This window comes from Pseudomonas sp. BF-R-24, assembly GCF_019947335.1.
Classification (GTDB): Bacteria; Pseudomonadota; Gammaproteobacteria; order Pseudomonadales; family Pseudomonadaceae; genus Aquipseudomonas; species Aquipseudomonas jessenii.
Genome location: NZ_JAGYGG010000020.1, coordinates 1 through 26156, shown reverse-complemented (window position 1 = coordinate 26156; position 26156 = coordinate 1). Strand labels below are relative to the sequence as shown.

The 26156-nt window shown below is 61.2% G+C and carries 20 protein-coding genes; 7 read left to right on the top strand and 13 right to left on the bottom strand.

Features of this window, described 5'->3' with window-relative positions:
* Nucleotides 1-160: 160 nt before the first annotated feature.
* Complete coding sequence (locus KGA98_RS16910; protein ID WP_057716506.1) at nt 161-1189, top strand: AraC family transcriptional regulator; 1029 nt, start codon at nt 161-163, stop codon at nt 1187-1189.
* Between the two features lie 26 nt (nt 1190-1215).
* Here the strand turns inward: KGA98_RS16910 and KGA98_RS16905 are convergent, their stop codons facing one another.
* The 7 genes from KGA98_RS16905 to KGA98_RS16875 all read right to left on the bottom strand — a co-directional run bounded on the left by KGA98_RS16905 (nt 1216) and on the right by KGA98_RS16875 (nt 9123).
* Nucleotides 1216-1584 carry a glyoxalase superfamily protein gene (locus tag KGA98_RS16905; RefSeq protein WP_223502863.1) on the bottom strand — a complete coding sequence of 123 codons (369 nt, stop codon included), beginning with the start codon at nt 1582-1584 and terminating at the stop codon, nt 1216-1218.
* A 212-nt stretch (nt 1585-1796) separates the two neighbouring features.
* The gene (locus KGA98_RS16900) at nt 1797-3278 is read right to left on the bottom strand and encodes a D-aminoacylase (RefSeq protein ID WP_223502862.1); all 1482 of its coding nucleotides are present in this window, start codon (nt 3276-3278) and stop codon (nt 1797-1799) included.
* A 1-nt stretch (nt 3279) separates the two neighbouring features.
* Entirely contained in the window at nt 3280-4140 is an 861-nt protein-coding gene (locus KGA98_RS16895) for a MurR/RpiR family transcriptional regulator (protein WP_218494849.1), read from the bottom strand.
* Between the two features lie 14 nt (nt 4141-4154).
* A complete protein-coding gene (locus tag KGA98_RS16890) occupies nt 4155-5504 on the bottom strand; it encodes a gluconate:H+ symporter (RefSeq protein ID WP_008047545.1) in 1350 nt (449 codons plus the stop codon).
* Between the two features lie 185 nt (nt 5505-5689).
* Nucleotides 5690-7135, bottom strand: a complete 1446-nt coding sequence (locus KGA98_RS16885; protein ID WP_057716510.1) for a SulP family inorganic anion transporter — start codon at nt 7133-7135, stop codon at nt 5690-5692.
* 242 nt (nt 7136-7377) lie between these two features.
* Nucleotides 7378-8289, bottom strand: a complete 912-nt coding sequence (locus KGA98_RS16880) for a LysR family transcriptional regulator (RefSeq protein WP_223502861.1) — start codon at nt 8287-8289, stop codon at nt 7378-7380.
* A gap of 243 nt (nt 8290-8532) precedes the next feature.
* On the bottom strand, nt 8533-9123 hold the full coding sequence (locus KGA98_RS16875) for an NAD(P)H-dependent oxidoreductase (protein ID WP_057716512.1): 591 nt from the start codon (nt 9121-9123) through the stop codon (nt 8533-8535).
* A 162-nt stretch (nt 9124-9285) separates the two neighbouring features.
* On the opposite strand from KGA98_RS16875, the gene KGA98_RS16870 reads away from it, so the two are divergent.
* A complete protein-coding gene (locus KGA98_RS16870; protein WP_223502860.1) occupies nt 9286-9600 on the top strand; it encodes a putative quinol monooxygenase in 315 nt (104 codons plus the stop codon).
* Here KGA98_RS16870 and KGA98_RS16865 read toward each other — a convergent pair.
* The gene (locus tag KGA98_RS16865; protein ID WP_223502859.1) at nt 9590-10354 is read right to left on the bottom strand and encodes a sulfite exporter TauE/SafE family protein; all 765 of its coding nucleotides are present in this window, start codon (nt 10352-10354) and stop codon (nt 9590-9592) included. The genes KGA98_RS16870 and KGA98_RS16865 overlap by 11 nt on opposite strands.
* Nucleotides 10355-10571: 217 nt before the next feature.
* On the opposite strand from KGA98_RS16865, the gene KGA98_RS16860 reads away from it, so the two are divergent.
* The 4 genes from KGA98_RS16860 to KGA98_RS16845 all read left to right on the top strand — a co-directional run bounded on the left by KGA98_RS16860 (nt 10572) and on the right by KGA98_RS16845 (nt 12949).
* On the top strand, nt 10572-11456 hold the full coding sequence (locus KGA98_RS16860; RefSeq protein ID WP_223502858.1) for a LysR family transcriptional regulator: 885 nt from the start codon (nt 10572-10574) through the stop codon (nt 11454-11456).
* Nucleotides 11457-11498: 42 nt separating this feature from the next.
* Nucleotides 11499-12077, top strand: coding sequence for an NAD(P)H-dependent oxidoreductase (locus KGA98_RS16855; RefSeq protein ID WP_102672788.1), 579 nt, complete (start codon nt 11499-11501; stop codon nt 12075-12077).
* A gap of 49 nt (nt 12078-12126) precedes the next feature.
* Nucleotides 12127-12498: a MerR family transcriptional regulator gene (locus KGA98_RS16850; protein ID WP_218494840.1), complete on the top strand. Its 372-nt coding sequence runs from the start codon at nt 12127-12129 to the stop codon at nt 12496-12498.
* 106 nt (nt 12499-12604) lie between these two features.
* Entirely contained in the window at nt 12605-12949 is a 345-nt protein-coding gene (locus KGA98_RS16845; protein ID WP_007988984.1) for a cupin domain-containing protein, read from the top strand.
* Nucleotides 12950-13110: 161 nt separating this feature from the next.
* On the opposite strand, the gene mmsB is transcribed toward KGA98_RS16845, so the two are convergent.
* Nucleotides 13111-13998 carry a 3-hydroxyisobutyrate dehydrogenase gene (mmsB, locus tag KGA98_RS16840; RefSeq protein WP_223448199.1) on the bottom strand — a complete coding sequence of 296 codons (888 nt, stop codon included), beginning with the start codon at nt 13996-13998 and terminating at the stop codon, nt 13111-13113.
* 10 nt (nt 13999-14008) lie between these two features.
* Complete coding sequence (locus KGA98_RS16835; protein WP_223502857.1) at nt 14009-15535, bottom strand: CoA-acylating methylmalonate-semialdehyde dehydrogenase; 1527 nt, start codon at nt 15533-15535, stop codon at nt 14009-14011.
* A gap of 150 nt (nt 15536-15685) precedes the next feature.
* Between KGA98_RS16835 and KGA98_RS16830 the strand changes: the two genes are divergently transcribed.
* Nucleotides 15686-16633, top strand: coding sequence for a LysR family transcriptional regulator (locus tag KGA98_RS16830; protein WP_223502856.1), 948 nt, complete (start codon nt 15686-15688; stop codon nt 16631-16633).
* Here KGA98_RS16830 and recD read toward each other — a convergent pair.
* From recD to recC, 3 genes are read right to left on the bottom strand one after another with little or no spacing between them, the layout of a single operon-like run.
* Nucleotides 16630-18723 (bottom strand): exodeoxyribonuclease V subunit alpha, encoded by a 2094-nt coding sequence (gene recD, locus KGA98_RS16825; RefSeq protein ID WP_223502855.1) that lies wholly within the window; start codon nt 18721-18723, stop codon nt 16630-16632. The two genes, KGA98_RS16830 and recD, sit on opposite strands and share 4 nt — an antisense overlap.
* On the bottom strand, nt 18720-22409 hold the full coding sequence (gene recB / locus KGA98_RS16820; protein ID WP_223502854.1) for an exodeoxyribonuclease V subunit beta: 3690 nt from the start codon (nt 22407-22409) through the stop codon (nt 18720-18722). Before recB ends, recD begins: the two co-directional genes overlap by 4 nt.
* Nucleotides 22409-25858 (bottom strand): exodeoxyribonuclease V subunit gamma, encoded by a 3450-nt coding sequence (recC, locus tag KGA98_RS16815; RefSeq protein WP_223502853.1) that lies wholly within the window; start codon nt 25856-25858, stop codon nt 22409-22411. The genes recB and recC overlap by 1 nt, the downstream gene beginning before the upstream one ends.
* Nucleotides 25859-26156 lie beyond the last annotated feature (298 nt).

The window sequence follows — 26156 nt, the reverse complement described above, 5'->3', positions numbered from 1 at the left end:
AGTCAGCCGCCGAAAAGTGTCACGGTCGCATCCGGCCAGTTCGAGTAGCCAATTGAGTCAAACGTCGCGCAGGCGTCAGCCATTTACTTTAGCCGTGGTTTCAAATTACCTTTCAGGGCATTCATCCGCGCACGCGGGCCTTGATCAAAGGAATACGATCATGCAATCCCTGGGCTTCACTTCAGTTCCGCCGCTGCTCAAATACCTGCGCCATGCCGAACAACTGGGCATGGCCATCGAGCCTGCGTTGGCGGCTGCCGGGTTGCAGGCACAGCAGTTGAGTGACAACAGCCTGCGGTTGCCGGGTGAAGCCCATGAACGGCTACTCGATTATTTCTGCGAACACTCGGGCGATGCGTTGTTCGGTCTCAACGCCGCGCGTTTTGTGTTGCCCAACTCCTGGAGCGTGCTGGGCTACATCACCATGAACTGCGCGACACTGGGCGACGCCATGAGCCGCATCATGCCGTTCGAGAAGCTGGTGGGAGACATGGGCGTCAGCCGCGCCGAGGTGCAGGGCAGCGACGTGCACCTGATCTGGACATGCCGCCATCAACGCCCGCGAATTCGCCGACACCTGGTGGAAAACGTGCTCGGTTCCTGGCTGCAATACGCGCGCTGGATCGCCGACACGCAAATGTCACCGGCTGCCGTCTGGCTGGAACATGCCTGTCCGGCCGACACGACGCTGGCACAGTACGAGCAGTTCTTCGACTGTCCGGTACTGTTCGACCAGCCTTATTCGGCGCTGATTGTCCCTTTGCCGTATTTGCAGTTGCCATTGCGCCAGGCCGATGCGCAATTGCTGCGCACCCTGGAAGAACATGCCCAGGGGTTGATGGCCACACTGGAGGACGCTTCGCTGGAACAGCGGGTCAAAAGCATCCTGCGAAAATTGCTCAAGGAAGGTCTGCCGCGCAAGGAGCAGGTGGCCGAGCATCTCGCGGTGTCAGTGCGCACGCTGCAACGCCAGCTGCATCAGGCCGGTACGTCGTACCAGCAGATCCTCGATGACCTGCGCCAGGAGCTGGCCGAGCATTACCTGCTCAACAGCACCCTGCCGATCCAGGACATCGCCCAGTACCTGGGTTTCACCGAACCCCGCTCGTTTCACCGCACGTTCAAAAGCCGGCGCGGGATGCCGCCCGGCGAGTTTCGCCAAACCCACCGGGTGCCGAACGAAGGCTGAAGGCTTAAACCTGAGGGGCTGAAGGCTCAGAGGCTGATCGCGTTGGTGAACACCAACCGATTGCCGAACGGGTCGGCGATGGTCATGTCCTGGCTGCCCCAGGGCATGGCCTGAATCTGCGGATGGGAAAACCTGTATTGCTTGGCCAACAGTTGCTGCTGAAACTTCTCCAGCTCATCCGTCTCGATCCGCAGCGCAGCCCCCGGTGTGCTGTCGCCATGGTGTTCGGACAAGTGCAGCACACATTCGCCACGGGAGATTTGCAGGTACAGCGGGTAATTCGCTTCGAATCGATGTTGCCAGTCGATCTTGAACCCCAGGAAATCGACGTAGAACTCCACTGCCTTGGCTTCGTCGAAAATACGCAGGATCGGAGTTGTTTTGCCGAAGCTCATCGGGTTGCTCCCAGACAATGAAAGACCTGTAGGAGCGAGCTTGCTCGCGATGGTCGTTAACGATGACGCGTGTCTACTGGGTAAACGTTGCACCCTATCGTCCATCGCGAGCAAGCTCGCTCCTACAAAATACGTAACCGAACCGCAATGATAGCCGGGCCTGATGTCAGCAATTCGGCGCGGAAATGCCATTCTTTAGCTTCAAAGTGCCATCACTGTGACGCAATCCTCGAAACTCGCTGAAAACCCGTGCGCAAATCCCCTTCCCGGGCCAGAAACCGTCCTTCCCTGCGCCCGTTGGCCTGGCCATCACGGTAACTCAACACACCGTTGATCCATACCCCTTCAATGCCCTCCGCCGCCCGCTGTGGGTCGTTGAAGTCGGCGACATCACGAATGGTCGCCGGGTCGAACAACACCATGTCCGCCCAATGGCCTTCGCGTATTTCACCGCGCGCCTTCAAGCCGAAGCGCGCCGCCGACAGCCCGGTCATTTTGTGCACGGCGGTGTGCAGCGGGAACAGTCCCACGTCGCGGCTGAAATGTCCGAGCACCCGAGGGAATGCGCCCCACAAGCGTGGGTGCGGAAACGGATCTTCCGGCAAGCCGTCGGAGCCGACCATCGACAGCGGATGCGCGAGGATCCGACGGACATCCGCCTCATCCATTCCGTAGTACACCGCACCGGCCGGTTGCAGTTGGCGAGCGGCCTCCAGCAACGGCAGATTCCATTCGGCGGCGATGTCCATCAGGTCGCGACCGCCCATCTGCGGATGCGGGGTCGACCAGGTGATGGTGATGCGGTGGGCATCGGTCACCTGCTTGAGGTCCAGGGTCGAAGAGCTCGCGGCGTAGGGATAACAGTCGCAACCCACCGGGTGGGTCTTCGCTGCCTCTTCGAGGGATGCCAGCAACTGCGGACTACGCCCCCAGTTACCGGCACCGGCGCATTTGAGGTGAGAGATGATCACCGGGCTTTGCGCATGGCGACCGATCCGGTACGCCTCGTCCATGGCCTCCAGCACCGGTTCGAATTCGCTGCGCAAATGGGTGGTATAGACCGCCCCGAACGCGGTCAATTCTTCGGTCAGTTGCATCACCTCATCGGTCGATGCCGAGAAGGCGCTGGCATAGGCAAGGCCGGTGGACAGGCCCAGGGCGCCGGCCTCGAGGCTTTCGCGCAGTTGCTCGCGCATGGCGCTGATTTCATCGGCCGTGGCGGTGCGAAACAGGTCGTCCAGATGATTGCTGCGCAACGCCGTATGACCGACCAGCGCGGCAACGTTCAGCGTGGTGTTCGCCGCTTCGACGGCCACGCGGTAGTCGCGGAAGGTCGGATAAACGAACGCAGCGGCCGTGCCCAGCAGGTTCATCGGGTCCGGCGGATCGCCGCGCAAGCTCACTGGTGAGGCACTGATCCCGCAGTTGCCGACGATGACCGTGGTCACGCCCTGGCTGAGCTTGGGCAGCATCTGCGGCTGACGAATCACCACGGTGTCGTCATGGGTGTGCACGTCGATGAAACCCGGCGCCAGCACATGGCCCTGCGCGTCGATTTCCTCGCTGGCACGGGCATCGCGCAAGTCGCCGATACGCTCGATGCGCCCGTTGAGAATGGCCACGTCGGCGGGGTATCCAGGGCTGTTGCTGCCGTCGATGATCAGGGCGTTGCGAATCAGCGTGTCGTACTGCATGTCAGTCTCCCAGCGGCAAGTGATCGTCGCCGCCGCGGTATTCGTCCAGGGCGAGCTTGATCCGCCGCAGACGTTCTTGATTGTCTTCAGGATTGGCCAGGGCCAGCTCGGTGGCGAGCACATCGATGGCCAGCAGCATGCCGTAGCGCGCTGCCGTAGGTTTGTAGATGAACGAGGTTTCGGCGCTTTGCAGGGGCAGGACGATATCGGCCAGTTGCGCCAGGGGCGAATCTGCCCGGGTGATGGCCAGAATGCCTGCGCCATAGTTGCGCGCCAGCTCCACCGTTTCAATCAGCTCCGGGGTGATCCCGGTCAGCGAGCAGACAATCACCACGTGTTCAGCGCTGAGGCTGGCGGCGGTGACGCGCATCATCACCGCATCGTGGCACACCGCAATCGGATAACCGAGGCGCACCAGGCGCACTTGCAGTTCATCGCTGCAAAGGGTCGAACAGCCGCCCATGCCGAAGGCGTGAATCATCCGCGCCTTGCCCAGCAGTTTCACCGCATCGGCGAAACGCGACTCATCGAACGCGGCCAGGTGCTGGCGCAAGGTCGACTCGATGTCGCCCACGATCTGCCCGTAGAACGCCGACTGCTCGGGCGTGCCCGCCGGGTCGAGAAACCGGCTGCCGACGCCGCTGGCCTGGGCCAGTTGCAAGCGCAAGTCACGCAGGTCCTTGCAGCCGACCGTACGGGCGAACCGCGACAGCGTGGCGCTGCTGACCTCCGCCCGCAGCGCCAGCTCATCAAGACTGGCGGAGGCGGCAAATCCTACGTCGTCGAGCATCAGGCGGGCGATACGCCCCTCACCGGCGCTGAAGGAGTCCTGACGGGCGCGGATCTGGTAGAGGATATCCATGCAAGTGGCTCCGGCTAAATCAGGTAAGAAAGGCCAACGGTCAGGCCGAAGGCGACGACCGAGATCAATGTCTCGAGCACGGTCCAGGTCTTGAAGGTCTGGGTAACGGTCATGTTGAAGTATTCCTTGATCAACCAGAAACCACCGTCGTTGACGTGGGAAAAGATAACCGACCCGGCGCCAGTCGCCAGCACCAGCAACTCCGGATGGGGATAACCCAGACCAATGGCCACTGGTGCGACCACGCCTGAAGCGGTGGTCATGGCCACAGTGGCAGAACCGGTGGCGATACGCATCAACGCGGCAAACAGCCAGCCCATCAACAGCGGCGACAAATGAAATTCGTGGGCCAGGCCGACGATCTGGTCGGTGACGCCGGCGTCCACCAGAATCCGGTTCAAACCACCGCCGGCGCCTACCAGCAAGGTGATGCTCGCAGTCGGCGCCAGGCATTCGTTGGTGAACTTGAGGATCGATTCACGGTTGAAGCCCTGGGCCAGGCCGAGGGTCCAGAAACTCAACAAGGTGGCCAGCAACAGCGCGATCACCGAGTTGCCGATGAACAGCAGGAACTGATTGAAACCACTGCCCGGCGTAGAAATCAGATTGGCCCAGCCACCGATCAGCATCAGCACCACCGGCAACAGGATGGTCGCCATGGTGATGCCGAAACCCGGCAGGCTGTCGCGCGGTTCACGCTCCAGGAACTGGCGTTCCAGCGGGTTTTCCGCCGGCAACTGAATGCGCGGCACGATGAATTTGGCGTACAGGGGACCTGCGATGATCGCCGTCGGAATGCCGATCAGGATCGCGTACATCAAGGTCTGCCCCACCGACGCCTGATACACCTGCACCGCCAGCATCGCCGCCGGGTGCGGCGGTACCAGCGCATGCACCACCGAAAGCCCGGCGACCATCGGCAAGCCGACCATCAGGATCGAGACGCCCACGCGCCGCGCCACGGTAAAGGCAATCGGCACCAGCAAGACGAAACCGACTTCGAAGAACAGCGGCAACCCCACCAGAAACGCGATGGTCACCATCGCCCAATGCGCGTTCTTCTCGCCGAAGCGGTCGATCAAGGTCCGCGCCACCTGCTCGGCGCCACCGGACTCGGCCATCATCTTGCCGAGCATGGTGCCCAGCGCCACCACCAGCGCAATGTGCCCCAGGGTCTTGCCGACCCCGGCCTCGTACGCCCCCACCACACCGGACGGCGGCATGCCCGCCACGAGCGCCAGGCCAATGGAAATCAGGGTGATGACAATGAACGGGTTGAGCCGGTAACGGGCGATCAGAACGATCAGTGCAATGATGGCGATGGCGGCATACACCAGCAGCCAATAGCCGAAGGACAGGGTCATGCGGTACTCCTCGAGAGGGTCACGTCGAAATATTTGTGAAACTCTTAAAACATTTCGGAAGGTGATTTTCAAACGAGGTGAAAGTAATTTTCGTGCAGAGGTAAGGCGTGTCGCGCAGAGGTATGAGTTGTCGCAAATAATGAAAATCAGGCAGGCGGATTTTCATCGCGCCTGCCTGTTTGATTTCAGTCGTGCTGCATCCGGGCACGCTTGAGCAATTTCTTGCAACGCTCGGACAAATGCAGCACCCGCAGGTGCTTGCCGGCCTTGGTGTAGCGCTCGCGCAAGGTGCCCAGTGCAGCGATGGCCGAGTAGTCGACAAAGCTCAGGTGCTGGCAATCAAGTGTCACTTGCGCCGGGTCATTGGCCGGATCGAACTGATTGAGGAAGGGTGTGGTCGAGGCGAAGAACAGCGTGCCATGCACCCGGTACAGCTTGCTGCCGTCGGTTTCCAGATGACTGTCGGCGTACAGCTGCCGGGCCTGCTGCCAGGCGAAATTGAGCGCCGCGATGATGATCCCGCACAGCACCGCCATTGCCAGATCGGTGAAAACGGTAATCACCGTCACCGCGATGATCACCAGCACGTCGTTCAACGGCACCTTGTTCAGCACCCGCAACGAAGCCCAGGCGAAGGTCTGTTGCGACACCACGAACATCACCCCCACCAGTGCGGCCAGCGGAATGCGCTCGATCAGCGGCGACAGAAACAGGATGAACAACAGGATCGACACCCCCGCCACCACCCCGGACAAACGCCCGCGACCGCCGGAACTGAGGTTGATCACGGTCTGGCCGATCATGGCGCACCCGCCCATGCCGCCGAACGCACCGGACACCAGATTCGCCGCCCCCAGCGCCACGCACTCGCGATCCGGGTAACCACGGCTCTCGGTGAATTCGTCGGTGAGGTTCAGGGTCAACAGGGTTTCCAGCAACCCGACCAGCGCCATCACGATCGCGTAGGGCGCGATGATGCGCAGGGTGTCCAGGTTCCACGCAATGTCCGGCAGCGCCAGCGTCGGCAAGCCACCGGCAATGTGCGCCATGTCGCCCAGGGTGCGGGTCGGCAGGCCAAGCAGATACACCGCCAGGCCCACACCGAGAATCGCCACCAGCGCCGGTGGCACCGTACGGGTCAGGCGCGGCATCACATAGACAACGGCCATGGTCACCGCGACCAGCCCGAGCATCATGTACAGCGGCGTACCGCTCAACCAGGCCTCACCGTTCTTGAAGTGCTCCAGTTGCGCCAGGGCAATGACAATCGCTAGTCCGTTGACGAAACCGAGCATCACCGGGTACGGCACCATACGCACCAGCTTGCCGAGCTTGAGCAGCCCGAACGCGATCATGATCAACCCGCCCAGCAACACCGTGGCCAGCAGATACTGCACACCGTGTTGCACCACCAGCGCGACGATCACCACGGCCATCGAGCCTGCCGCGCCGGACACCATGCCCGGTCGCCCACCGAACAGCGCGGTCAGGGTGCAGATGATGAACGCGCCATAGAGCCCCATCAACGGATTGAGATGGGCCACCAGCGCGAAAGCGATGCACTCGGGCAACAGGGCGAAGGAAGTGGTAAGTCCGGCCAGGACATCGGCACGTAGACGTTTTGCTTTCATTGGGAACCGCACACAGGGAGAGACGAAAAAGAGTGTGCGGATGTTACGGAAATGCAGTCAGACCGACCAGTTGTTGTGCCTGCGCAAACGCCATCGCGAGCAAGCTCGCTCCCACAAGTTTTGTGTCATTCACGAAATGGGCGAACAACACAGTACCTGTGGGAGCGTGGCTTGCCCACGAAGAACGATGACGCGGTCTAAAGCGAGCTCAGCCCCTCTCGTCATTGCGCAGCAATCACGAATCAACCCTTGAAGTCTGCGCTCGCATAATCCGCCAACTTGCCCTGGATAAAGTCCAGGAAGCACTGAATGCGCAGGGCCAGTTGCGAGTTGCGGTAGTACACCGCGTTGATCGGCTGGCGATAACCGCTGTTGAACTCGGCCAGCAACACCTTCAAGCGTCCGGCACGAATGTCTTCGATGGTCATGAAATGCGACAGGCTGGCGATGCCTTGCCCGTCCAGTGCGAGATGGCGGATGGTTTCGCCGCTGGAAGCACTGATCGACGCCTGGATCGGCCAGCGATCGCCATGCACATAACGCAGCGGCCATTGGTTGAGGCCTTCGTTCTGGGTGAACCCCAGCAGCGTATGGTGGGCCAGGTCAGCCACGGCTTGCGGTGTGCCGTATTTTTCCAGGTACGCCGGGCTGGCGACGATGTGCAGCGGGCTGCAACCCAGGGAGCGGGCATGCAGCGTCGAGTCGGTCAGGGTGCCAATGCGAATGGCGATGTCGGTACTCTGCTCCAGCAGATCGATGATCAAATCGTTGCTGTTGAGTTCGAGCTGGATGTCGGGGTAAAGCCTGCGGAATTCATCGATGTAGGGCACGATGGCGTGCAGCATGAACGGTGATGCCGCGTTGATCCGCAGCCGCCCGGACGGTGTTTGCTGGCGTGAGGACAGGCGCTCTTCGAGCTCATCCATCTGATCGAGAATCCGCTTGGCGTGTTCGAAGAAGTACTTGCCCTCTTCGGTCAGGTCCATGCGCCGCGTGGTGCGGTTGATCAACGTGGTGTCGAGCTTGGCCTCCAGCCGCGACAGCGTACGACTGACCGCCGAAGGCGTTTGCCCGACCTGCTCGGCCGCCGCAGAAATCGACCCGCATTCAATCACGCAGACGAAAATCTGCAACTCATCGGATCTGGCTTTCACGTGTATCCCTTATCGATAGTCCTGCGCCGCCCTATTGTGCAGAGAAAATCCATTGTGGCGAGGGGGCTTGCCCCCGTTGGTGCGCGAAGCGGCCCCAAAACCGGTGCGCACGCAGGTTCAGATAAACTGCGTATATCGATTTTGCGACGGCTTCGCCGCCGAACGGGGCGGTGCGGCGTTCCGACAAGCCCCCTCGCCACAAAAGCCCGCACACAAACTCAAGCTTTCGATACTAGCTGACAGTTACGCCTTCAGGCCAAACACCTCTGCCAAATGCTGCTCATAGCGCGTCACGTCGCCTTCGATGTTTGGGCGCTTCATCACGTCCACACACAGGAAAGTCGGCAAACCGGTCATGCCCAGGAACTCGTTGGCCTTGTGGAACGGGAAGTACACCGCGTCCACGCCTTTGGCCTCGAAGAAATCGGTCGGGTCGTCGAAGGCCTGCTGCGGGGCGTTCCAGGTCAGCGACAACATGTATTGCTTGCCGTGAATCAGGCCGCCGCTGCCGTACTTCTGCGACGCGTCCGAACGGGTGCGACCGTCGCTGGCATAGAGGCTGCCATGGCCTTCGGTGAAGACTTCATCAATGTACTTTTTCACAGTCCACGGCGCGCCCATCCACCAGCCGGGCATCTGGTAAATGATCACGTCGGCCCAGAGGAACTTGGCCACTTCTTCGGCGACGTCGTAGCCCTCGTCGATGAAAGTGGTTTTGACATCCATACCGCCGCGATCCAGCACGCTCAACGCGGCTTCATGCAGGGTGGCGTTGTAGCGGCCGTCGGAGTGTGCAAATTTTTTGCCGCCATTGAGCAACAGGACTTTTTTCATGGGAGGTCTCGGGAAGGTCGGGAATCGGATGGCGGCAGAGTACCGATCGACCTCACGCGGAGTAAGCGTCGATTTGGCAAAATTCATTTGACCTACAAGCACGAATCAACAGGCGATTGCTGCCTTAGACTGGCGCCAGTTCTGACTTGAGGAGAGATGTAGATGAGTGAAATCCAGGGATTCATCCTGCACGCCAAGACCCGTCCGGAAAAATCCGGCGCCTTTGAAGCGTTTTTCAGCGGCTACGTGCAAGCGAGCCGAGCCGAACCCGGTTGCATCGAATACCACATGCTGCGCGACAAACAGGACCCGACCCTGTTCATCTTCTACGAGATCTGGCAATCCCAGGCCCACCTCGATGTGCACTCGAACCTGCCGCACATGAAGCAGTTCCTCGAGCAGCGTGATGAATATCTGGAGCGGGATTTCGAGATCCGCGCCATCGACATGATCAGCCCATCGTCCGCTAGCCGCTGATCAGCAAATGGCCGCCGAGCACCCCCAGGCCAACGAAGAACACGCGCTTGAACCACAGGGCGCTGATCCGCTGGCGCAGCGATTGTCCCAGCCACATGCCGAGCATGGCCGGGATCAGCGCCAACAGCGACGCGCTCAACTCGCCCCCGCCGAGCGCGCCGCGCCATAGCAAACCACCGGCCAGGGCCAGGGTCGAGACGGTGAACGACAGGCCCAGCGCTTGCACCAGCTGATCCTTGCTCAAGCCCAGCGCTTGCAGATAGGGCACCGCCGGAATCACGAACACGCCGGTGGCCGACGTGATGACGCCGGTCAGCACGCCGCACAGAGGACCGAGCCAGCGTTCACTGCGCCGCCCCACGCGCACAGTCGGCAGGAACAAACCGCTGAGCGCATACAGCAACAATGCCGCGCCCAACCCCCGCACCACCCAATGGCCACCGCTCATGCCGACCCACAGCGTGCCTGCCCCGGTGCCGATGAAAATCGCCAGCAACATCGGCCACAACCGCTTGGCCAGCTCCGACAGATGCCCGCCGAATGCCAGTTGCCAAATGTTGGTCAGGGTCGCCGGAATGATCAGCAGCGCCGCAGCCTGCGTCGGCGCCATAGCCAGACCGAGCAGGCCCATGGCAACGGTCGGCAGGCCGAGGCCGATCACCCCCTTGATCATGCCGGCCAGCACAAAGGTGCCGATAACCAGCAGCGAAAGGGCCAAGCCGAGATGCTGATAAAACGCCGAGAGTGTATTCATGGGGCCATGGTGAGCCCGCGGGGGTTGATTGAAAATCTGCCATATACTGAGGCTGCCTCTCTTCAGACAAGAGGCTGAATAATCGGGTGCGGTATCTGACGCCATCGCGAGCAAGCTCGCTCCCACAGTAGTTATCTGTTGTTCACAAATCTCCTGTGGGAGCGAGCTTGCTCGCAATGGCGGCCTCCCTGACAACACACATCCAGAGGTTGCTGCAATGCACTTCGACCTGACCGACCTGCGCCTGTACCTGAACATCCTCGACACCGGCAACATCACCGCCGGTGCCGCGCGCAGTCATTTGTCCCTGGCAGCGGCCAGCGCGCGAATTCGCGCCATGGAGGCGTCGCTGGGCGTCGAATTTCTTCAGCGCAATCGTCGTGGGGTCAGCCCGACGCCGGCCGGCAATGCCCTGGCCCGACACGCCCGGGTTCTGCTGCAACAGGCCGAACGCCTGCAACAGGAACTGGCCGAATACGCCCAGGGCGTCAAAGGCCAGGTGCGGCTGCTGTGCAACACCACGGCGATCACCGAATACCTGCCAGAGCTGCTCGCGGATTTCCTGCATAGCCATCCCAACCTCGACATCGACTTGCAGGAACTGCCCAGCACCCGCATCACCCACGCCTTGCGCCAGGGTGCGGCGGACCTGGGCATCGTTTCCGACGCGGTGGACACCGATGACCTGCAGACCCGAGCGTTTCGCGAAGATCCGCTGGTGCTGATCATGCCCCGGGAACATCCCTTGTCTCATGCGACCTCAGTGAGCTTCACCGACACGTTGCATCACGACTACGTTGGCCTGAATGCCAACAGCGCGCTGGCGGTGTACCTGGAAGAGCAGGCACTGCACGCTGGTCTGCGCATGCAGATTCGCATCCGCGCCGACGGTTTCGATGGCGTGATGCGCATGGTCACCCGAGGGGCGGGACTGGCAATCGTACCGCTGGCCGCGGTCGAACGCGGGTCCGCCGGACTACCCTTCAAAAGCCTCGCCCTGCAAGAACCCTGGGGCCAACGCAAACTGCTGCTCTGTGCCCGGGACTTCGCCGCATTACCCGGCTATGCCAAGGCCCTGCTGCACGCCTTGACTCTCCCCTGAGGGGCAGACTTTATCCTTGAGGTTTGATCTTCAAGGACAGCGATGATGGGTAAACGAATACTGGTGATACTCGGGCATCCGTCCGGCAACAGCTTCTGCGCCGCCCTTGCGGAGCGCTACACACTGTCGGCAGTGCGCGCCGGGCATGAAGTGCGTCAATTGTTTCTGGGCAGCATGGATTTTGACCCGGTGTTGCGCGAAGGCTATCAGCAGGTCCAGCCGCTGGAAGCCGACTTGCGTAACGCCCAGGCCGATATCCTGTGGGCCGAACAGCTGACGCTGGTTTATCCGATCTGGTGGGGTGGCGTACCGGCCTTGCTCAAGGGCTTTTTCGACCGGGTGTTCTTGCCGGGTTTTGCCTTCAAGTATCGCCAGGGCAAAGCCTTCCCCGACAAACTCCTGCGCGGCCGAACCGCCCACCTGCTGGTGACCATGGACACACCGCCCTGGTACTACCGATGGATCTACCGCATGCCCGGTTTGCATCAGGTCCGCAAAACCACGCTGGAGTTCTGTGGCATCAAGCCAACCCGAACCCTCACCTTCGGGCCAATTCTCGGCGCCAGCGCAGACCGGCATGCAGCCTGGTTGCGCCAAGCCGAAGCTATCGCCAGCGCTTGAGTCGGTCGATAATGCGCCGAGCTTTATCCTCGGAGAAAAGGACCTTCCCATGTACATCGGCCAAGCCGCGCAACGTTCCGGAACCACGGTCAAAAGCATCCGTCATTACGAGTCGATTGGCCTGCTGCCTGCCGCTAGCCGCCAGGGCAAGTACCGCATCTATGACCAGCACAGCGTCGACCTGCTGATGTTCATCAAATGTGCCCAGCAGTTGGGTTTCAGGCTCAAGGAACTGCAGTCGGTCTTCGCCGGACATCAGGGTCCGCAGTTACCATGGGAACGGGCACACCAGATCATCGCCAGCAAAAAACAGGAAATCGCCGAGCGGATAGCGGCGCTGTCGCAACAGCACTCACAATTGGTCGAGTTCGAGAACAGCCTCGAACAATCCAGGCTCGACTGCCCGCTGACCCGTCCTTGAGGGTTGTGCGTTTCTGGACAGCTCAGTGTCGAGCACAGACAACTGAACGATGGGCAGGCGCTATAGGGTGCGACTTCAGTTCTTGAGCCCACTGCCCGGAGTCATCATGACCGCACCGATTACCGTACTTCGCGATACCCACCCGCTGCCCGTGCTCGACGCCTGCAAATGGGAAAAACTCGAAGGCGACCCGCACACTGTCAACCTCAACGCCTACACGAGTGAAGACGGCAGCAAAATCATGGGCACCTGGATCTGCACGCCGGGCAAGTGGTACGTGGAATATGTGAAGTGGGAGTACTGCCATTTCCAGGAAGGCTACTGCGTCATCACCCCGGAAGGCATGGCACCGATCCACCTGCGCGCCGGCGACATTTTCGTCATCGAACCGGGAATGAAAGGCACCTGGGAAGTGGTGGAAACCGTGCGCAAATATTTCGTGTTTGCCTGATACAAAAAAACCGGGGGATCACCCGACGTGATCTCCCGGTAAATATCTTTGGGTACATGCAGTCCCTGTGGGAGCGAGCTTGCTCGCGAAAAACCCGAGAACAACGCGGGGTGTCAGCCCCCCCGCATTATCGTTAACGACCATCGCGAGCAAGCTCGCTCCTACAAGGGTTTGCGATAACCATTGATGATCGCCGAGAAGTCCTGACCACCCTCCCCACGCAAACTCATCGCCTGATACAACTGCTGGGCCACCGCGCCGAGTACCACCGGCTGGTGCGCCTGACGCGCCGCTTCAGTGGCCAGCCCCAGATCCTTGAGCATCAGTTCGGCACCGAAACCACCGGTGTAACCGCGCGACGCCGGTGCTGTTTCAACGATGCCCGGCCACGGGTTGTACATCTCCGAACTCCAGCAACGCCCGGTGGAACTGTTGATGATGCCCGCCAGCACCTTGGTGTCGATGCCCAGGGCATCGCCCAGCGCCATGGCTTCGCTGACGCCGACCATGGAAATCCCCAGCAGCAGGTTGTTGCAGATTTTAGCGATTTGCCCGGTACCGACCTCACCACAATGGACGATGTTGCGGCCCATTTGCGCCAGTACCGGTTGCAGGGTGGCGAACAGTTCGGGGGTGGCGCCGACCATAAAGGTCAGTGTCCCGGCGGCTGCGCCACCGGTGCCGCCAGAGACCGGTGCATCGGCCATGGCCACGCCCTGTTTGGCAGCGGCGGTGGCCACGTCCCGCGCGGTCTGCGGATCGATGGTGCTGCAATCCACGGCCGGCACACCTTTGCCGATACCGGCGAGCACGCCGTCTTCACCCAGCCACACACTGCGCACATGCACGGCGGCAGGCAGCATGGTGATGACCAGTTCGGCGCCCTCTGCCGCTTCACGGGCCGATGCACTGATACTGCCGCCCAGTTGTTCCAGTTCCGCCAGCACGGCCTTGTTCAGGTCCACCAGGCGCAGTGCATGGCCGGCCTTGATCAGGTTGCGCGCCATCGGCGCGCCCATGTTGCCCAGACCGATAAAAGCGATTTTCATGTCCGGCTCCTTAACGCAGGTTGATCGTGGTGTTCACACCGTCGTTGACGCTGTCGTCATCGAACCAGCGACTGGTGACGGTCTTGGTCTGAGTGTAGAACTGCACCACTTGCTTGCCGTACGGGCCGAGGTCGCCGAGCTTGGAACCGCGCGAACCGGTGAAGCTGAAGAACGGGACCGGCACCGGAATCGGGATGTTGATACCGACCTGGCCGACGTCGATTTCGTTCTGGAATTTACGCGCCGCCGCACCGCTCTGGGTGAACAGGCCCGTGCCGTTACCGAACGGGTTGGCGTTGACCAGGGCGATGGCCTCGTCGAGCGTATTAACCTCCAGCACCACCAGCACCGGGCCGAAGATTTCCTGGGTGTAGATCTGCATGTCGGTGGTCACGCCGGAGAACAGGGTCGGGCCGACAAAGTTGCCTTTCTCGTAACCTGGAACCGAGATCTCGCGACCGTCCAGCTCCAGTTTCGCGCCTTCCTTGATGCCGCTCTCGATCAGGTCGAGAATCCGCGCCTTGGCCTTTTTCGAAATGACAGGGCCAACATCAGTGCCTGGCTCGCTGCCGGCATTGACCTTGAGCTTCTGCGCCAGCGCCTTGAGATCCGGCAGCCATTGCTTGGCCGCGCCCACCAGCACCACCACCGAAGTGGCCATGCAGCGTTGACCGGCGGCACCGAAACCGGCCCCCACCAGCGCATTCAGCGCTTGTTCGCGATTGGCATCCGGCAGCACCACGGCGTGGTTCTTCGCGCCCATCATCGATTGCACACGCTTGCCGTGTTTACCGGCCAGGTCGTAGACATGCGTACCGACGGCGGTTGAACCGACGAAGGAAACCGCCTTGATATCTTTATGGGTGCAGAGCCCGTCGACCACATCCTTGCCGCCATGCACGACGTTGAGCACACCGGCCGGAATACCCGCCTCGATGGCCAGCTCCACCAGGAGCATGGTCGACATCGGGTCCTGTTCGGACGGCTTGAGCACGAAGGTATTGCCGCAGGCGATGGCCATCGGGAACATCCACAGCGGAATCATCGCCGGGAAGTTGAACGGGGTAATGCCGGCGCACACGCCGATCGGCTGGCGCAGGGTGTAGGTGTCGACGCCACCGGCGACGTTTTCAGCGAACTCGCCCATTTGCAGGCTGCCGATGGAACAGGCGTGCTCGACCACTTCCAGGCCACGGAATATATCGCCTTCGGCGTCGGCAATGGTCTTGCCCTGCTCCGCGCTGAGGACCGCGGCGATGCGCTTGGAGTGTTCGCGAATCAGCGCCTGGAGCTTGAGCATGATGCGCATGCGCGCGCCGATGGGTGTCAGTTTCCAGGTCTGGAATGCACGATGAGCGGCGCTGATGGCAGCATCGACTTCTTCAGCTGTGGCAAACGGCACCTTGGCCAGCACTTGCTGGGTCGCCGGGTTGATGATGTCGTGCCATTCGGTGGTCTTGGATTCGACCCACTGGCCGTCGATCAACAGTTTGACCTTCTGCACGGTGGTGTCATGGGGCGTGAGCGATACGTTCATGTGGGTCTCCAGATCTTTGTTGTTATCTTGGGAGCCAAGGCGAAATAGTCGCCTTGAGAAGAGGCATGCGCCGCGAATTGGTTAACGGGCTGTTTTTGGAGTATAGATGTGCAAACTTCTGATAAGAACGCACATAAAAACCGGTCCAACATGCAAAAAAACATCACCTCCCTCGGTTCGCTGAACTGGGATGACCTCAAGTTTTTCCTTGAAGTCGCCCGCACCCGCAAGGCCAGCACCGCAGCCAAGCGCCTGGCGGTGGACTACACCACGGTGTCGCGGCGCATCAGCTCCCTGGAAACCGCACTGGGCACTTTGCTGTTCGAAAAATCCCGGACCAACGGCTTTGTCCTGACCGCCGAAGGCCAGCGGTTGATGGGATATGCCGAGTCGATAGAAAGTACCTTGCACATGGCGTGCGAGCAGGTTTCCGGGTCCGGCGTGGCGCTGTCCGGTCATGTGCGCATGGGCTGCACCGAAGGCTTCGGCAGCTTTTTCATCACACCGCAGTTGAGCCACTTCGTCGACACCTACCCGGCCATCTCGGTGGATATCCTGCCGCTGCCGCATTTCATCAGCCTGTCCAAGCGCGAGGCCGACATCGTCATCGCCCTGGAGCGCCCGGAGCATGGACCGTACGTCTGCTGCAAGCTGTGCGACTACCGATTGCAGCTGTACGCGACCCAAGACTATCTGGACAACCACCCACCGATCCGCCGACCGGCAGACTTGGCCAAACATTCGTTTATCAGTTACGTCGACGACCTGGCGTTCAGCTCGGAGCTGCTGTACCTGGCCAACGTATTGCCCGGCGCCAGCGCCAACCTGCGCAGCACCAGCGTGATCGCGCAATTTGTGGCCGCGCAGCAAGGACGCTCACTGGCGATCCTGCCATGCTTCCTCGCCACTCAGGACCCTCGCCTGCTGCCGGTGTTGCCGCAGGAAATCAATATCACCCGACAGTTCTGGATGTACTGCCGGGAGGATTTGAGGAAGCTCAAGCGGATCACCCTGTTGTGGGATTACATCCGCGCGGTCACAGAACAGAATCATGGACTGTTGATGGGTGACAGCCGGGAGATGCTGTTTGCCGACTAGTCGGCGCCGAGCCCCAGCATCAACCCGCTCAAGCGCTTGACCTTGCGCCTCACCGCCTCTTCGAACACCCCTGTGCGGGGCTCGATCAAGGTGAACCAGTTCTTGGCCCGGGTGATCCCGGTGTAGATCAGTTCCTTGGTCAGCACGGGGTTCAAGGCGTCGGGGAGGATCAACGCGGTGTGGGCAAATTCCGAGCCCTGGGATTTATGCACGGTCATGGCGTACACGGTTTCGACATCATTGAGCCGGCTCGGCAGGACAAAGCGCACGCCACCCTGGCCGTCATTGCGCGGAAAGGCGACACGCAGAACCTGCTTGCCGGCCTCGGGGCCCTCACGCTCCGGAAGCTTGAGGGCGATGCCGATATCGCCGTTCATCAAACCCAGGCCGTAGTCATTGCGGGTCATCAGAACCGGACGGCCTTCGTACCACTGCTGGTCACTGTCGATCAGGCGTGCCCTTAGCAAGGCGTCCGTCACTCGCTGGTTCAAGCCCTCCACACCCCACGGCCCCTTGCGCACGGCACATAACAACTGGAACGCGTCGAAGGCTTGCAACACCTCCCGGGCCCAGTCGGTCCAGCGTGAATCTTCCAACGGACAATCGAGCGCCGGGCGCTGATTGCGCAGCAGGCTCAGGTAGTGCCGATAACCCTGCGGCCCTTCACCGTGGCCTTCGAGCAGCAAGCGCTCCAGGGCCCGGTCCTGCTCCCCCTTGAGGGACAAGGCATACACATCGTCATGGCTTCGCGCAGACAACAACTTGCGTGCTTCTTCGGGTTGCTGCTGGTTGACCCAACGAGCCAGTTGGCCAATACCGCTACCTTCACCGAATCGCCGGGAATGGCGCAACATCACGACCTGTTGGGCCAGTGGATGAGCGCCCTGCGTGTCCTCCTGCAATCCACTGGCCTGCAAACTCTCGCCGCTGACGGCTTCCAGCCACTGGCGCGTCTGCGGGCTGTACCAGCCAGCCTCGGCGTCGCGACACAGATCCCCCAGTACCGCACCGGCTTCTACCGAAGCCAGTTGATCCTTGTCCCCCAACAGCACCAGGCGCGCATGGGCGGGCAAGGCGTCGAGCAGGTTGGCCATCATTTCCAGGTCGATCATCGAGGCCTCGTCCACCACCAACACATCCAGCGGCAGGCGATTGCCCGCGTGGTGCCGGAAATGACGAGTCCCGGGCCGGCTGCCGAGCAGGCGGTGAACGGTGGTGACGTCGGACGGAATCTTTTCCCGAACGTCCTCCGTAACCTTCAAGGTCCGGACTTGCTGGCTGATGGATTCTGTCAGACGCGCCGCGGCCTTGCCGGTCGGTGCGGCGAGACGAATGCGCAGGGGCATGCCGGCCTCGACCGCCGGCGCCTGGAGCAACGCCAGCAAGCGCACGACGGTGGTGGTCTTGCCGGTTCCCGGCCCCCCAGTGACGATGCTGAAGGCGCTGCGTGTCGCCAGGGCGCAGGCCAGCTTCTGCCAGTCGATCACGTCACCAGGCCGGGCAGGACCAAACAACCCGGTGAGACGCTGGAGCAAGTCGATCGGCGTGGATTCGTGTTCCGTCAAACGCTCGCGCAACGAAAGGTCGATCCGCCGCTCGTAGGCCCAATAGCGGCGCAGGTACAAGCGTTTGCCCGATAACACCAAAGGCCGGTCACGCACGTTGTCACGACTGTCAGCAGCCAGTGCGACCAGGTTGCTGGCGGCCAGCACCTTGCACCAATGAGCACCGTCCAGCGATCCCAGCAATTGCGAGGGCAACAACATCGCGCCGCCTTGCACGTCACCTTCGGGTGGCAGCGACAGGGCGAAGTCCGGTTCTTTCAGCGTCTCGAACAGGTCGAGGCAGACATGCCCGTGACCCAATTGGTGGCTGGTCAGCGCGGCTGCCAGCAACACCAACGGATCATCCTCCGGTGCCAGTTCATGTAGAAACGCCACAAAGGCTTTGTCCAGCGCGCGCAACCAGCCACGCTCGACCCAACGCGTGAGCAACAACAGCAAGTCGTCGGCACGACTCAGCGGCACCAGATCGACCAGGCTTTCGGCTGCCAGCGATGTGGGCAACAAATCGGCGAATGTGCGACTCATAACAGTACTCCCTGTTCCCAAGCGGGTTCGGCCTTGGGCTCTGGCTTGCCCTGGAACAACCTGTCCAGACGCTCGATCAGCTCTCTTGGCGGGCGGGCGAAAAACACACCCTGGCTGGCCGCACGCGTACCGCGCAAAAACAGGTACAACGCACCGCCGACATGCCGGTCGTAGTCGTAATCGGCGAGCCGCGCCTTGAGCTGGCGGTGCAGGGCCAACAGGTACAACACGTATTGCAGGTCATAACGGTTGTCGAGAATCGATTGTTCCATGGCCTGCGCGGTATAGGCCGCATCATCGACGCCGAGCCAGTTGGATTTGTAGTCGGCAACGTAATAACGGCCGTCATGTTCGAACGTCAGGTCGATGAAGCCCTTGAACATACCGTTGAGCAACACCGGTTCCGCGGCCACCCGGGCCACGCCGTTATGGGTGTATTGGCACACCAGCGCATCGAGCTTGAGCACATCGACCTTATGGCTGGCGAACCAGAACTCCATCTCGACCTGATACTGCGTCAACTGGCCGAATACCACCGGTGCCTGACCAGCGCCCAGTTGCAACGGCGACTTGAGCAGATGCTGCAGCCAGTCACTCAAGGTACTGATCCAGCCCTCCCAGCCTCGACGGTTGCAGCGACGGGCAATGGCGTCGATCACCTCGTGTGGTGCCGCATCAAAACCCTCGCCCCCCGCCCATTCGAGCAAGCCATGGAGGAAGGTGCCGGGATTCGGGCCGCGCGGGAAGCGATGGATATCACCACCACCGGCAACCACCTCCCTGGGGGCCTGCGGATCGAGGCGTTCGTCATCGAACAGTTTTTGCGCCTGCGGGCTCTCCGGCGCCTCGTCCGTGCCGACACTCAGGGTGTCGCCAATGCGTAACGCGCTGTAGGAAGCGATCCACCAGTTTTCACTGGCCTTGCGTTTCGGAACCCGCGGAACCAGCAGCGCCGCATCGTTTTGCGGTGGCTGATAATGCTCTGCTGTTGCTTCAGGCATCTCGGCATACGCCAGCGCCGGGCAGTCCTGTTGCAGATCCTGCAGCCAACGCTGCAACGCCGGGGACTCGGCCAATGGCGCACCGCCGCCCAACAGATAACCCAATGCCGACAGATGCAGCACCGAGCCATTGTTGTTGCCGCGCTTGAGGTCGGCCACCCCCAGCCAGCAGGCGTGTTGCGCCCGGGTCAGGGCGACATAGAGCAAGCGCAGATCCTCGGCCAGACGCTCATCGTCAGCCAGGGCAATCAATTCTGCCGTCGGCTTCAAGGTGACTTGGGCGTTGCCGGATTCATCGTGGTAGTGCAGCGGCAGGCGACTGCCATCCACTGGTTTCGCCGAGCAAATGAACGGCAGGAACACCAAGGGGTATTCAAGGCCTTTGGACTTGTGGATGGTCACGACCTTGACCAATTGCTCATCACTTTCCAGACGCAGGATCTGCTCTTCTCCAGCCTGCCCGGACAACGCCAGATGCTCGGACAAATGCCGGATCAAGGCTTGCTCGCCATCGAGCTCAGCGGCGGCTTGTTGCAGCAGTTCGAAAAGGTGCAAAAGGTTGGTCAAAACGCGTTCGCCGTCACTGCGGGCGATCAAAGCCTGGGGCAAACGGAAGTCGTGCAGCAAGCGTCGCAGCATCGGCAGTACGCCCTGCTTGCGCCAGACTTCGCGATAGCCACGGAACTGCATGACCCGGGACTCCCAGGCCAACTCGTCCTGATTCAGACGCTCCAGTTCCGTCAACGACAGGTTCAACGTGATGCTGGCCAACGCAGCCCGCAGCGGTCGCTCGACATCCGGCTCGGCGCAGGCCTTGAGCCAGGTCAGCACGTCATGCGCCTCCTGGGCGGCGAACACCGAGTCCTTGTCCGACAGATAAACACTGCGCACACCACGGGCGGCCAATTGCGCACGAACCGCCTGCGCCTCCTTGCCATCGCGCACCAGGATGGCGATGTCCGCCGGTAGCAGGCCCCTGAAGGCTTTGCCGTCCTGGGTGAATCCCGCTTGCCCCTGCTGCCCGCCATTGAGCAATGCCGTGATTTCACTGGCGCAGGCAGCCGCCAGATGTTGCCGGTACACCGCACCGGACAACGGTTGTTCGGCCGACAAGTGCCAGATGTTCAAGGCAGGGATTGCCTGGTCATTGATGCGCAAGACTTCTTTGCGGCCCTGGGAGGCAACCGGCGTGAACGGAACCGGGTTGTCGCCATTCTTCTCCCGAAAGAGGAACGCGCCGCGTCCTGACTCACGGGCTTCGGCGCGCGCGAACACATGGTTCACCGCGTTGACCATGCCATGGCTTGAGCGGAAGTTGGTGCCCAGGGTGTGCAGGCGGCCAGTAGTGGCCTGGCGGGCGCGCAAGTAGGTATGGATGTCGGCGCCGCGAAAAGCGTAGATCGCCTGTTTCGGGTCGCCGATCAGGAACAGGCCGCACTCGGGGCTGTTCTCTTCAATGCGGTAGATGCTCTCGAAGATCCGGTATTGCACCGGGTCGGTGTCCTGGAACTCATCGATCAGTGCCACCGGAAACTGCTCGCGAATCAGGGTTGCCAGTCGCTCGCCGCCATCGGACTGCAAGGCCGCATCAAGGCGCAGCAACATGTCGTCGAAACCCATTTCCGCGCGGCGGCGCTTCTCCTCCTCGAATCGCGCCCCGACCCAGCGAGCCGCATGTTGCAGTACGGCGGCATCAGGTGTCGGCAGCCCATCGAGACAGGCCTTGAGCCCGGCCATCCCATCGAGCCCCGGATGTCGAGGCGCTTCGCCCTTCCAGGCTTCGGCCATGCCATCCGGGGTCAACCGAGTGAAACCAGTGCCGATATCCAGTTGCTCGAGGGATTCGTCCTCGGCCCAGGCTTTGATCTTTTCAAACCAGGGCTCGAAATAGCGAGCCTGCATCTTGCGACCGTCGACAGCCTTGCCGGCAACGCCCTGGTGACAGATCGCAAGCAACTCGTCCGCCCACTGCAGCCAGGGCTTCTTGAGTTCGATCAGGGCCGCCCTTCGCTCTTGCAAGCATTGCGAAATCACTTCGGCGGGTTCTTTCCCTTCAAGGGTATCCCGCTCGCTGGCGAACAGTGCACGAATCCGCGGCAGCAGCGCCGCCGGTCCGCCCCAATTGCTGCGCACCCAATTCAAGGCGTCACCTTGCATCGGGTAGCAGAACAGCCGCCAGTAATCGCGCAGGACTTCCCCCAGCAAGTCGCTGTGGTCGGTTTCCAGGGTCTGGGTAAACAGGCTGCCGCTGTCGAATGCGTGCTCGCGCAACATGCGCTGGCACCAACTGTGGATGGTCGACACCGCAGCCTCGTCCATCCACTGGGCAGCGATATCCAGGCGGTTTGCGCATCCGGGCCATTGCTCGGGCAAGTACTGATCACGCAACTCGGCAATCAGGCTGTCGGGGGCTGGTGTTTCATCGCGAAAAAAACGTGCAGCCTCGGCGAGCCGCGTGCGAATGCGTTCGCGCAGCTCTTTGGTAGCGGCGTCGGTGAACGTCACGACGAGGATCTGCGGCGGCAACAGCTCACGCCCGAAACCACTGTCCTCCCCGCCGTTGCCAAGCACCAGACGCAGGTACAACGCGGAAATGGTGAACGTCTTGCCGGTCCCGGCACTGGCTTCGATCAACTGGCTGCCACGGAGCGGGAATGCCAGGGCCAAAGGTGTCTTCGTGCTCATCAACGCGACTCCTCGCTGGACAGGGAACACCAGGGCGCTTCAAGAAGCGGGCGATAGAGCGCGTCACACCATTGGGGGAACGTCTCGTCGGCGACCAAGGCATCGTAATCAGCGAACTGGCGAGCGAGCGCCGGGCTTTCGCGACGCTCTCCGTCCGTCGTCTGCCCATCACCTTCATAGGCCTTGCGCGCATCGGCTTCGGCTTTGACCGGGTCGGTTTGCCCCAGCCACGCGAAGGCTGTCTTGACCGCGATCGGCAGAGGCTGGCGCATCCCCGACTGCCAGGCCATCAACAGATCACCGAGAATTTTCCGCGCCGTGGACTGGTCCAGCGGACCGAGCAACAGGCTGTCGTCGCTGGCCACCAATGCGGTGGTCAACGCCATGCCACTGGCACAAGCCATCAGATGATTGACCCAAGGGCGTGTCAGTCGATGCCATTTGCGCGACTTGATCGAGCCGATGCTGTTGGGGATCGTTGTGATAGACAACAAACCACCATCAGCACGCTGATGCAGGCCACCGAGCCAGCCCTCGATGTGCAGGCCTTGCAGCTCAAGACTGACGGGCAACGCGCTGCTCAGCGGTGTTGGCCACAACGCCAGGAGCTGTTGGTGGCGTTGCAGCAAGTCAGGCAATGGCTCGATCAACTCACGTTGCAGGCACTCACCGAATCCGGCCATCGGCAGCAGCCCGCTGTTCTGCAAACGCTTCGCCTGATCCTCCAGTGCCTGCCCGGTATTTCCAGGATCTGCCAGCGCCGCTTCGAGCAAACGGTCGCTGAGGCTGTAACGCTGCAACGCATCCAGGACAAAGGGTTCTTCATCGGCCAACGGCACTTCTGCCGCCTCGAAGAAGACCTTCAGTCGCTGGCTGAAAAAGTGCCGTACCGGATTGCGCAGGAAATCCTGCAGTTGACCGAGACTCAGTGGTTCGTCCTGAATGTGGGGCCCGAGCACTTCGGCGCTTGGATGCTGCTCTGCCGCTTGATGCAGGACCTGCCATTCGGTGGCGTAGCTGAACGACTCATCCCCGTCGTGAAAGTAGCGAGCACTGAAGGGTTGCAACGGGTGTTCCCGGGTCATGGCTTCCAGCAGATCCTCGTCGCTTTGCAGCATTCGCCAACCGCTGGCCAAGTGGTCACGCAACTGGCCGATCAGCACCGAGGCAGGCCGCTCGCTGTTGTCGCGAATGCTTCGGCCCACCCAACTGATGTAGAGCTGGTCCCGTGCCGACAACAAGGCTTCCAGTAACAGGTAACGGTCATCTTCGCGCCGGGAGCGGTCACCCGGACGGTAATCACTGCCCATCAGATCGAAATCCAGCGGCGGTTGCGCGCGCGGATAATCGCCGTCATTCATGCCCAGCAGGCACACCAGTTTGAACGGGATAGCGCGCATGGGCATCAAGGTGCAGAAGTTGACCGCACCGGCCAGAAAACGTTGGGACAAACGCCCCTGATCCAGACCTGCAAGCCAGGCTTCACGGACGACGGTCAGCGGCAACTCATCCTGCAATCCGACGGATTCGCAGGTCTCGAGCCAGGTCTCACGCAGCTCTTCGAGCTGGGCCAGCAAGTAGTCATCGTGTTCGTTACCAGCAAGGAAGAACAACTGCACCAACGCCTGCAAGCGCAAGCCCCATTGCCCTGGCGATGCCGGCTGAGAGAGCTCGTGGTGAGCCACTTCCAGCGCGTCCAGCAACGCAACCAGCGGACCGATGAGCGCAGCGTCCAGACCACCGATCTCGTCGTAGGGCTCGATACCCTCATAAGCATCGGCGCTGCCAACGGCATAACCGAGCAACATCCGTCGCAAGCCGAAGCGCCAGCTGTTTTGCTCCAGTTCGTTGGGCAGCCCGAGCCCGGCACGTTGCTCGGCATTCATGCCCCAGCGAATACCGGCACCTTCGATCCAACGGTGCAGCGTCGGCAGGTCACGCTCCTCGACACCAAAGCGAGCACGCAGTGCCGGGACGTCCAGCAGATCGAGAATCTCACTGACGGGGAATCGGCTGTCAGGCAGCTTGAGCAGGTGCTCGACAGCAATCAGCAATGGATCGCGACCACGCTGGCCCTGGTCAGCCAGGGTAAACGGAATGAAGCGAGGATCCTGGCGGTCAAGCTGACCAAACACGGCACGAATATGCGGTGCGTAGCTGTCGATGTCCGGGACCATCACGATGATGTCTCGGGGTCGCAATGTCGGGTCGGCGCTGAAGCGCGCGAGCAGTTGATCGTGGAGGATCTCGACTTCTCGCTGGGCGCTATGGGCGATGTGAAAACGGATCGATTCGTCCTGCTGCAGATCGATAGCCGGCCAACGCTCCCGAGTCTCGTTGAGGGGGCGCAACTCGAGGATGTCATCCTGCAACTGGTTGAGCACATTCAGCGGCTGACCGTCACTGAACAGGTCGATGCGCCCGTCGCGGAATGCCGAACGATAGCTGTTGGGATCGTCATAACTGTCGAGCAGGTTGATATAGTCCCGCCCCTGCTTGCCCCATGCGGCCAGCAACGGGTGCGCATGCTGATGCAGGGTTTGCGGATCGATCACTACCGGCATGCCGCTTTTGCGGGCCTGACGCTTGTATTGATGCCGCAACAGGTCTTTATCGGCGACGATGTCCGCCCAATGGTGACGACACGGGTTATGTACGCACAGCAAAACCTGACTGAACCGTGCCAGTCCCGCCAGTGCTTCCAGGGCTTGTGCAGGCAGCGAAGAAATCCCGAAAACGATCACTCGCGAGGGTAAACCCTTGGGGGCTGCTTCGAGATGGTTGATACGCTCGACAAATCGCTGATGGACACCGGCACGGCTTTGCGCCATGCCTTCTTCTCCCACATCCAGCAAGAGTGCGCGCCATAGCTCTGCCTGCCAGCAATTGGCCGGGGTCAGGGGTTTGGCTTCACCCCTGGCGTTTCTTGTTTGATGGCGACCTTCCGCCCAGTCTTCGAGCCAGTCGGCCCGGTACACCTGGTATTGGTCGAACAGATCCGCCAGACGCTCAGCCAATTGATAGCGCTTGCGCAGATCGGTGTCATGGGTCAGGAAACGCTGCAGCGGTTCGAAGTGCGGCTGATTGATCAACTGCGGCAGCAGGCGCATCAGACGCCAGGTCAGTGGGGCTTTATCGAGCAGGGACTTGACCGGAATTTCGTCGCGGCCGAGGACCATGCGATAGAGCTGCCACATGAAGCTGCCGGGCAACTGCACGTCAATGGCGGCAGCGATGCCGCAGCCTCCCATGTCGTCTTCTTCAGAATCTTCCGCCAGTGCCAGCTTCAGCCATTGGGCAATGCCATTGCTTTGCACCAACGCGATTTCGTTCTCCAGGGGAGCCAGCGGGTAGCGTCGCATCCAGCTGACCACCAGACTGCGCAACTCGTCCAGGCGGTTGCCGTGAACCACCATAAAACCAGCACTGAGGGACGTCGCGTCCGGCATAAAGGCTTCCTTGGATAATACAAATTCGAGGGACGACTTTAGCATTGAAGGCGATTGGCTTCATTGTAGGAGCGAGCCTGCTCGCGATGGACGTTAACGATGACGCGGGAAACCTGACGCCCCGCAGCGCTCGCAGGTTTTTCGCGAGCGAGCTCGCTCCTACAGGGGGGCCAAAAACAAAACCCCTACCTGCATACGCAGATAGGGGTTTCGGAATTTAATCTTGACGATGACCTACTCTCACATGGGGAAACCCCACACTACCATCGGCGATGCATCGTTTCACTGCTGAGTTCGG